This window comes from Actinoplanes sp. NPDC049118 (assembly GCF_040648555.1).
Classification (GTDB): Bacteria; Actinomycetota; Actinomycetes; order Mycobacteriales; family Micromonosporaceae; genus Actinoplanes.
This window is the reverse complement of sequence record NZ_JBEZDY010000058.1, coordinates 1-10,468: the sequence shown is the minus strand read 5'-3', so window position 1 is coordinate 10,468 and position 10,468 is coordinate 1. Positions and strand designations below refer to the sequence as shown.

Here is a 10,468-nt window from a genome sequence, read left to right as displayed (position 1 = left end):
CCCAACGCCTCACACGCGGCGTCGAACGCCTCCGCGAACACCGGGAACGCGGCATACAGCTCCCGACCCATACCCGGACGCTGAGCACCCTGACCCGTGAACAAGAACGCCGTCTTACCGGAGCCGGTCGCGCCGGGTAGCGCGCCACCGTCCACCAGCGACGCCAAGGCGGCATCGAGTTCCTGGCGGTCTCCAGCGACCAGCGCCACCCGGTGCGACAGCCGGGCCCGAGTCGACGCCAGCGACCACGCCAGATCCGTGATCTCACCGGGCTGATCCAGCAGTTGCCGGGCCTGGGCCCGCAGCGCCGGCTCCGAACGCGCCGACAACGGCACCAGCACCGGACCCGACACCACCGCGTCGACTGGGGCCACCGCCTCGACCGGCGGCGCCTGCTCCACGATCACGTGCGCGTTCGTCCCGCTGACCCCGAACGACGACACACCCGCCCGGCGCGGGCGACCCGTCTCCGGCCACGGCCGGGCCTCGGCCAGCAGCTCGACCGCGCCGGACTCCCAGTCGACGTGCGGGCTCGGCGCGTCGACGTGCAGGGTGGCGGGCAGGGTGCCGTGGCGCAGCGCCATGACCATCTTGATGATGCCCGCGACGCCCGCCGCGGTCTGGGTGTGCCCGATGTTCGACTTGACCGAGCCGAGCCAGAGCGGCTCGCCCTCGCCGCGGTCCTGCCCGTACGTCGCCAGCAGCGCCTGCGCCTCGATCGGATCGCCCAGCGTCGTGCCGGTGCCGTGCGCCTCCACCGCGTCGACGTCCGACGTGGACAGTCCGGCGTTGGCGAGCGCCTGGCGGATCACCCGGCGCTGCGACGGCCCGTTCGGGGCGGAGAGCCCGTTGGAGGCGCCGTCCTGGTTCACCGCGCTGCCGCTGACCACGGCCAGCACCCGGTGCCCGTTGGCACGCGCGTCCGACAGCCGCTCCAGCAGGAGCACGCCGACGCCCTCGCCCCAGCCGGTGCCGTCCGCGGCGGCCGCGAACGGCTTGCACCGGCCGTCCGGCGCCATGCCGCGCTGGCGGGAGAACTCGATGAAGGCGCCGGGGCCGGCCATCACGTTCACGCCGCCGGCCAGGGCCAGCGTGCACTCGCCCTGCCGCAGCGACTGCGCCGCCAGGTGCAGCGCGACCAGGGAAGACGAGCAGGCGGTGTCGACGGTCATCGCCGGGCCCTCGAGCCCCAGCACGTACGACACCCGGCCGGAGATGACGGCGGTCTGGCCGCCGGTGATGAAGTAGCCCTGCGCCTCCTCCGGGATCTCGTACGCCTCGGATCCGTACCCCTGTGAGCTGGCGCCGACGAAGACGCCGGTGGCGCTGCCGCGCAGCGCGGTCGGGTCGATGCCGGCACGTTCGAAGGTCTCCCAAGCGGCCTCCAGCAGCAGCCGCTGCTGCGGGTCCATGGCCAGCGCCTCGCGGGGGCTGATGCCGAAGAAGGTGGGGTCGAAGCCGCCGGCGTCGGCGACGAAGGCGCCCTGGCGCGTGTAGGTGGTGCCGGAGCGGGTGGGGTCCGGGTCGTAGATGGCGTCGAGGTCCCACCCGCGGTCGGCGGGGAACTCCCCCATCGCGTCGCGGCCCTGCGCGACCAACTGCCAGAGCTGTTCCGGGGAGCCGACGCCGCCCGGGAAGCGGCAGGCCATGCCGACGATCACGATCGGCTCGTCGTCCACCGGCCGGCCGGCGGCGACGGGCGCGGACTCGCCGGCGCCCCCGCCGAACACCTCGGCGAGCAGGAAGTCGGCGACGGCGGACGCGGTCGGGTGGTCGAAGACCAGGGTGGCGGGCAGCCGGACGCCGGTGGCCGCGCTCAGCCGGTTGCGCATCTCGACCGCGGTGAGCGAGTCGAAACCCAGCTCCTTGAAGGCGCGGTGCGCCTCGATGCCGTCGGCGCCGGCGTGGCCGAGGATGGTGGCGGCCTGCGCCCGGACCAGGTCGAGGACGACGGCGTGCCGGTCGGCGGGTGCGATACCGGCGAGGCGCCCGGCGAGCGCCGGCGCGGTCGTCTCGGCCGGCGCCTCGCTGCGGGCGAGCGCGGCCCGCACCTCGGGCAGGTCCCCGATCAGCGGGCGGGAGCGGCCCGAGGTGAAGGCGGCGGCGAACCGTTCCCAGTCCACGTCGGCGACGGCGACGGAGGTGTCGCCCTGCCCGACCGCGCGGACGAGGGCGGCGACCGCGGTCTCCGGATCCATGGGTCGCAGGCCGCGGCGCAGCACGTACTGCTCGTCCCGGGCGTCGCCGAGCCCGCTTCCCCCGGCCCACAGACCCCAGGCGATCGAGGTGGCGGTGAGTCCGCGGGCGCGGCGGGCCGCGGCGAGCGCGTCCAGGGCGGCGTTGGCGGCGGCGTACGCGCCCTGCCCTCCGCCGCCGAGCAGGCCGGCGTTGGAGGAGAACAGCACGAAGGCGTCGAGGGGGGTGTCGCCGAGCAGTTCGTCGAGGTGCCGGGCGCCGAGCGCCTTGCCGGCGATCATCCGCTCGAGCAGCCCGAGGTCGGTGTCGGCGAGGCTCGCCGCGTCGCCGATGCCGGCCGCGTGGACGACCGCGGTGAGCGGCTGGTCGGCCGGCACCTCGGCGAGCACGGCGGCGAGCGCGTCGCGGTCCGCGGCGTCGCAGGCGGCGACGGTGACCCGGGCGCCGAGCGCGGTCAGCTCGCCGGTGAGGGCGGATGCGCCGGGCGCGGCGGCGCCGCGGCGTCCGGTGAGGACGAGGTGCGCCGCGCCGTTGGCGGCGAGCCATCGGGCGACGTGTGCGCCGAGCGCGCCGGTGCCGCCGGTGACCAGCACGGTGCCGCGGGGCCGCCAGGCGGTCCGGTCGGCCGGGGCGGACGGCGGGGCGTGTGCGAGGCGGCGGGCGTACACGCCGTCGGGCCGGACGGCGACCTGGTCCTCGTCGGCGATTCCGGCGATGACCCCGGCCAGGCGGACGGCGGTGCGCTCGTCCCAGACCGCGGGCGTGTCGACGAGGCCGCCCCAGCGCTCGGGGTGTTCCAGCCCGGCGACCCGGCCGAGGCCGTGGATCTGCGCCTGCTGCGGGTCGGCGTCCGCGGCGCGGGTGACGAGCCACAGCGGCGCATCGAGGCCGGCGTCGCCGAGGGCCTGGATCAGGGTGAGGGTGCCGGCCAGCCCGGCGGACACCGCCGGGGCGCCGGGGCACGGCCGGGTGTCGGCGGCGAGGGTGGAGACCACGCCGCGCACGGGCCCGGCCGCGGCGCGCAGCCGGTCCGCGAGGGCGGCGCGGTCGGTGGCGGCCTCCACGCGTACGGCGTGACCCCCGTGCGCGGTGATCGCCTGCTCGACGTCTGTGGCGGCGTCGCCGGGTGCGGTCACGAGCAGCCAGTCGCCCTGCAGGCTGGGCGCCAAGGGGTCGGCGAGCCGGCGCCAGCTGATCCGGTACCGCCAGCTGTCGGCCGTGGCGTGTGTCCGTTCCCGGTGCCGCCATTCGGCGAGCATCGGCAGCATGGTGCCGAGGGAGGCGTGCTGGGATTCGTCGGTCAGGCCCAGGTCGGCGCCGAGGGTCGCCAGGTCGCCCTCCTCGACGGCGGCCCAGAACCGGGCGTCGACGGGATCGGCGGCCGTGACCTGCTCGTGCGCCTCGTCCGCGTCCAGCCAGTACCGCTGTTGTTCGAAGGCGTAGGTGGGCAGGTCCACGATCCGCGCCCCGTCCGGGAACGCCTTCGCCCAGTCCACCCGCGCACCGTGGCTGAACGCCTCACCGACCGAGGCCAGGAACCGCCCCCAACCACCGTCATCCCGGCGGAGACTACCGACGACGGTGCCGCCCATCTCACTGATCGGCACCGCCACCACCGGATGCGCCGACACCTCCACGAACAGACCGAAGCCCTCATTCGACAGGGCCTCGATCGCGTCGGCGAACCGCACCGTCCGCCGCAGGTTCTCGTACCAGTAACCCGCATCAAGGCTGCTGGTGTCCGCCCATTCGCCGGTCACCGTAGAGAACATCGGCACCGCCGACGCGACCGCGTTCACCTCACCCAGCCCGACGATCAACTCCTCACGCAGGCTCTCCACCATCGCCGAATGCGACGCATAATCCACCGCAATCAACCGCGCCCGAACCCCGTCCGCCTCGCACGAGGCGACCAGATCCCGCACCGCCTGCGGCTCACCCGACACCACCACCGACGACGGCGCATTCACCGCCGCGATCGACACACCCTCAGGCAGCTCGGTCAGCCGGCTCCCGATCGACGCCATCAGGCCGGTGCCGGACAACACCCGGATCGCCTTCGACCGCACCGCGACGATGCGCGCCGCGTCCGCCAGAGACAGCGCACCCGCCACACAGGCGGCGGCGATCTCCCCTTGCGAATGCCCGACCACGGCCGCCGGACGCACCCCGAACGACTCCCACAACTTTGCCAGGGACACATGCACGGCAAACGACACCGGCTGCACCACATCCACCCGCGACAACAGGCCCTCGTCCTTGAGAGCCTCGAACAGATCCCAGTCGACGTGCGGCGCCAACGCCTCCGCGCAATCCCGCAGAGCGGAGGCGAAAACCGGCGATGCCGCGGCCAGCTCGACCGCCATACCAACCCACTGCGAACCCTGACCCGGGAACACCATCACCGGACCACGACCCGGCACCGCCTCGGCGACCACGGCCTCCCGCAGTCCCGCGATCAGCTCCGCCGCCGACGAACCCACCGCGACCGCCCGATGCCCGAACACCGCCCGCGACCGCACGAGGCTGAAGCCGACATCCACCGGAGGCCCGCCCACCTCCGCCAGGCGCTCGATCTGCCGGCGCAGCGCGGCCTCCGACTTCGCCGAGACCACCCACGGCACGACAGCGTCCGCCGGCGCCGCCGCGGCCGGGGCCGGTTCGGGTGCCTGCTCCAGCACGACATGGGCGTTGGTGCCGCTGATCCCGAACGACGACACACCCGCACGCCGCGGACGGCCCGTCTCCGGCCAGTCCCGCGCCTCGGTCAGCAGCGAGACGGCACCGGACTCCCAGTCCACCTGTGGCGTCGGCTCGTCAACGTGCAACGTGGCCGGCAGCACACCGTGCCGCATCGCCATCACCATCTTGATCACACCGCCGACACCCGCCGCGGCCTGCGTGTGCCCGATGTTCGACTTCAACGAACCCAGCCACAACGGCTGGCCCGCCCGATCGCGGCCATACGTCGCCAGCAACGCCTGCGCCTCGATCGGATCGCCGAGCGTCGTACCCGTGCCATGCGCCTCGACCGCGTCCACGTCCGAAGTGGACAGACCAGCGTTGGCCAGCGCCGACCGGATCACCCGAGCCTGCGACGGGCCGTTCGGGGCGGTCAGGCTGCTGCTGGCGCCGTCCTGGTTGACCGCGGAGCCGCGGATGACCGCGAGCACCCGGTGTCCGAGGCGTTCCGCGTCGGAGAGTCGCTCGAGCAGCAGCAGGCCGACGCCCTCTGCGAAGCCGGTGCCGTCCGCCGCGGCCGCGAACGACTTGCACCGCCCGTCGGCGGCGAGGCCGCGCTGGCGGCTCAGCTCGACGAAGACCTCCGGGGTGGACATGACGGTCACGCCGCCGGCCAGCGCCATCGAGCATTCGCCGCGGCGCAGCGACTGCGCGGCCAGGTGGAGAGTGACAAGCGACGACGAGCAGGCGGTGTCGACGGTGATCGCCGGCCCCTCGAGGCCGAGCAGGTAGGAGATCCGGCCGGAGGCCACGCTGTACGCGTTCCCGTTGCCGATGTAGCCCTCCAGGTCGGCGGGGGTGCTGTCCACCCGCGACGCGTAGTCCTGGTACATCACGCCGGCGAAGACGCCGGTCTGGCTGCCGCGCACGGTCGCCGGGTCGATGCCGGCGCGCTCGAACGCCTCCCAGGAGACCTGGAGGAGCAGCCGCTGCTGCGGGTCCATGGCCAGCGCCTCGCGCGGACTGATGCCGAAGAACGCCGGATCGAAGTCGGCCGCGCCGTCGATGAACCCGCCGCCGGTGGTGTAGAAGGTGCCGGCGGTCTCCGGGTCGGCGTCGTAGAGCCGGTCCAGGGGCCAGCCCCGGTCGTCGGGGAACGCGGAGACGGCGTCCCGCCCGCCGGCGACCAGGTCCCACAGCCGCTCGGGGCCGTCGACCCCGCCCGGGTACCGGCAGCCGATGCCCACGATCGCGATCGGCTCGGCCGCGCGCTCCTCGGTCTCGCGCAGCCGCTGCTTCGTCTGTGCCAGGTCGGCGGTGACCCGCTTGAGGTACTCGCGAAGCTTCTGCTCGTTCTCCATGCACTTCAGCCTGCGGGCCGCGATCGGCTGATCAAACCCCTAGCGGACCCCTGCCACCCCTGCGGAAAACACCGTTCCCGGGCAGCCCGCACGGCTGCCCGGGAACGGTGTTCGGATGGTCAGGCCAAGGTGTCGATGAACGCGAACATCTCCTCGTCGCTGGCGGTGTCCAGCTCGCCGGTCAGGTCCGTGGCGTCCGTCTCGCCGAGGCGCCGCAGCAGCTCCTGTAGGCGGCCGCGGACGCCGGACCGGTCGTCGTGGGGCAGCGGCAGGGTGATGAGCGCCTCCAGCCGGTCCAGCTGGGCGTGGACCGGCGCGGCCGGCCGCTCCGGTTCGCCCGTCGGCAGCCGGTCGAGCAGATGACCGGCGAGGGCCGACACCGTCGGGTAGTCGAAGATCAGCGTCGCGGGCAGCCGCAGCCCGGTGGCCCGGCCGAGCCGGTTGCGCAGCTCCAGCGCGGTGAGCGAGTCGAAGCCGAGGTCGACCAGGCCGCGTTCGGCATCGACGGCGTGCGGGCCGGCGAACCCGAGCACGGCGGCGACGTGCATGCGTACCAGGTCTCCCGCGGCCAGGATCCGCTGCTCGGCCGGCAGCGCGGCGATCCGGCGCAGCAGCGCCTCGGCCTCCGAGGCGGAGACCGCGGCCTCCGCGACCGATCGCCGCCCGGGTGCGCGCACGAGGCCGCGCAGGATCGGCGGTACCCCGTGGTCGGCGGCCCGGGCGCGGAGGCGGCCGAGGTCGAACCTGGCCGCCACGACCGCCGGGTCGGTGGCGCGAAGCGCGGCGTCGAACAGGGCCAGCCCGGTGCCGGTCGGCATCGCCGTGACGCCGGAGCGCACCATCCTGGCCACGTCGGTGTCGCCGAGCCGGCCGGTCAGCTCGCTGCGCTCGGCCCAGAAGCCCCAGGCGATCGAGGTGGCCGGCAGGCCGAGCGACCGCCGGTGGGTGGCCAGCGCGTCGAGGAACACGTTGGCGGCGGCGTAGTTGGCCTGCCCGGCGCTGCCCAGCGTGCCCGCCGCCGAGGAGAACAGCACGAACGCGGACAGGTCGCGGTCGCGGGTGAGCTGGTCCAGCACGACGGCGGCGTCCACCTTGGGCCGCATCACCGTGTCGAGCCTGGCCGCGTCGAGCGAGCCGAGCACACCGTCGTCGGTGACCCCGGCGGTGTGCACCACGGCGGTGATCGGGTGTTCGGCGAACAGCGCCGCGACGGCCTCCCGGTCGGTCATGTCGCAGGCGGCGATGGTGACCTCGGCGCCGAGACCGGTCAGTTCCGCGCGCAGGTCGGCGGCGCCCGCCGCCTGCTCGCCGCGCCGGCTGGTGAGCAGCAGCCGCCGGGCGCCGTGCCCGGTGACCAGCCGCCGGGCCACGTGGGCGCCGAGCGTGCCGGTGCCGCCGGTGAGCAGGACGACGCCTTCGGTGAAGGTCGCCGGCTCCGCCTCGCCGGTCGATTCGGCCAGCCTCGGCGCGTACAGGGCGCCGTCGCGGACCGCGAGCTCGTTCTCGGCGCCGAGAGCCGCCGCCACGGCGGCCCAGGGCACCGTGCCGCCGTCGCGGTCGAGCAGGCCGAACCGGTCGGGGTGCTCCGCCTCGGCGGACCTGAGCAGGCCCCGGACCGGCGCGGCGATCAGGTCGCGGACCGGGCCAGCGGGCTCGGTGGCGACCGCGCCGGTGGTGACCAGGACCAGCCGGGAGTCGGCCAGCCGGTCGTCGGCGAGCCAGCCCTGCAGCAGTTCGAGGGCGGCGGCCGTGACCGCGCGGACGGCCGCCGGCAGGTCGCTGCCGTCCCCGGTCACCGGGGCGAACACCAGCGCCGGTACGGCCGCGCCGCCGTCGAGGGCCTCGACCAGTCCGGCCAGGTCGGCGTGCAGCGCAGCGCCGGGTACGCCGAGGTCGTCGAAGCCGAGCACGGCCGTCGGCGGGGTCGCCGCGGACGGCGGCGCCGCCGACTCCGTCCACACCGTCGTGTGCAGCACGGCGGCGGACCGCGCGGCGTCCAGTTGCGCCGCGGTGACGGGCCGCATCACCAGTTCGTCGACGGTGGCGACCGGCGCGCCGGTGGCGTCCGCGACGGCGAGGGATAGGCGGTCGCCCGGGCCCTGGGTGAGGCGGATCCGGAGCGCGGTGGCGCCGGCGGCGTGCACGCTCACCCCACTCCAGCTGAACGGCAGCAGCACCGAATCCGTGGCGCCGATGCCGACCGGGTGCAGCGCGGCGTCGAGCAGCGCCGGGTGCAGGGTGAAGCCGTTCGCCGCGGCCGGCTCGGGGAGGGCGACCTCGGCGTAGATGTCGGTGCCGTGCCGCCATGCCGCGCGCAGTCCCCGGAACGTCGGTCCGTACTCGTAGCCGTTGGCGGCGAGGTCGTCGTATCCGCCGGTCAGGTCCACCGGCTGCGCGCCGGCGGGCGGCCATGCCGTCAGGTCGAGGTCCGGCGCCGCCGCGCCGGCCGTCAGCGTGCCGGTGGCGTGGGTGGTCCAGGCGCCGGCGGCGTCCTCGGGCCGCGAGTGCACGGCCACCTCGCGCCGGCCGGCCGGGTCCGGCGCCCCGACGGTCACCTGCACCTGCACGGCGTCGACGTCCGGTACGACAAGCGGGGCGAGCAGGGTGAGCTCGTCGACCCGGTCGCAGCCGACCTCGTCGCCGGCGCGGACGGCCAGTTCCACGTACGCGGTGCCGGGCAGCAGCACCGTGCCGAGCACCGCGTGCTCGGCCAGCCACGGGTGGCTCTTGAGGGAGAGCCTGCCGGTCAGCACCACCTGTCCGGAACCGGCGAGGGTGACCACGGCCCCGAGCATCGGGTGTTCGGCCTGGCCGAGCCCGGCCGAGGTGACGTCGGCGCTGACGGCGTCGCCTTCGAGCCAGTACCGCTGCTGTTCGAAGGCGTAGGTGGGCAGGTCCACGACCCGCGCCCCGTCCGGGAACGCCTTCGCCCAGTCCACCCGCGCGCCGCGGCTGAACGCCTCACCGACCGAGGTCAGGAACCGCCCCCAACCACCGTCATCGCGGCGGAGACTACCGACGACCGTGCCGCCCATCTCACTGATCGGCACCGCCACCACCGGATGCGCGGACACCTCCACGAACAGACCGAAGCCGTCGTTGGACAGGGCCTCGATCGCGTCGGCGAACCGCACCGTGCGGCGCAGGTTCTCGTACCAGTAGCCCGCGTCCAGTGAGGTGGTGTCCGCCCAGGCGCCGGTGACGGTGGAGAACATCGGCACTGTGGAGGCGACCGCGTTCACGGTGCCGAGCTGCTCCCGCAGGTCGGCCTCCAACGGTTCGATCATCGCCGAATGCGACGCATAATCCACCGCAATCAACCGCGCCCGAACCCCGTCGGCCTCACACGAGGCGACCAGGTCCTTCACCGCCTGCGGCTCGCCGGACACCACCACCGACGACGGCGCGTTGACCGCGGCGATCGAGACGCCCTCAGGCAGGTCGGTCAGCGGGCGACCGATCGACGCCATCAGACCGGTGCCGGACAACACCCGGATCGCCTTCGACCGCACCGCCACCACCCGCGCGGCATCGGCCAGCGACAGCGCGCCCGCGATGTGCGCGGCGGCGATCTCGCCCTGCGAATGCCCGACCACCGCCGCCGGACGCACCCCGAACGACTCCCACAACCTCGCCAGCGACACATGCACGGCAAACGACACCGGCTGCACCACATCCACCCGCGACAACAGGCCCTCGTCCTTGAGAGCCTCGAACAGATCCCAGTCGACGTGCGGCGCCAACGCCTCCGCGCAATCCCGCAGAGCGGAGGCGAAGACCGGCGATGCCGCGGCCAGCTCGACCGCCATGCCAACCCACTGCGAACCCTGACCCGGGAACACCATCACCGGACCACGACCCGCACTCGCCTCCACCGCGACCGCTTCACGCAGACCCGCGATCAGCTCCGCCGCCGACGAACCCACCGCGACCGCCCGATGCCCGAACACCGCCCGCGAGTTCACCAGGCTGAAGCCGACATCCACCGGATGCCCGCCCACCTCCGCCAGGCGCTCGATCTGCCGACGCAGCGCCGCCTCCGACTTCGCCGACACCACCCACGGCACGACAGCGTCTCCGGCCGCCTTCTCCAGGGCCGGTTCCGGGCCCTGCTCCAGGATCAGGTGCGCATTCGTGCCGCTGATCCCGAACGACGACACACCCGCGCGCCGCGGCCGGTCCGTTGCCGGCCACTCCCGGGCCTCACTGAGCAGCGAAACGGCGCCCGA

2 protein-coding genes are annotated in these 10,468 nt (G+C 74.4%); both read right to left on the bottom strand.

The genetic code is table 11. The annotated features are described in order from the left end of the window. Positions 1-6,239, bottom strand: a 6,239-nt coding sequence (locus AB0B58_RS41960; RefSeq protein ID WP_360236895.1) for a type I polyketide synthase, incomplete at its 3' end; no start/stop codon positions are given. 119 nt (positions 6,240-6,358) lie between these two features. Continuing rightward, on the bottom strand, positions 6,359-10,468 hold a 4,110-nt coding region (locus tag AB0B58_RS41955; protein ID WP_360236892.1), incomplete at its 5' end, for a type I polyketide synthase.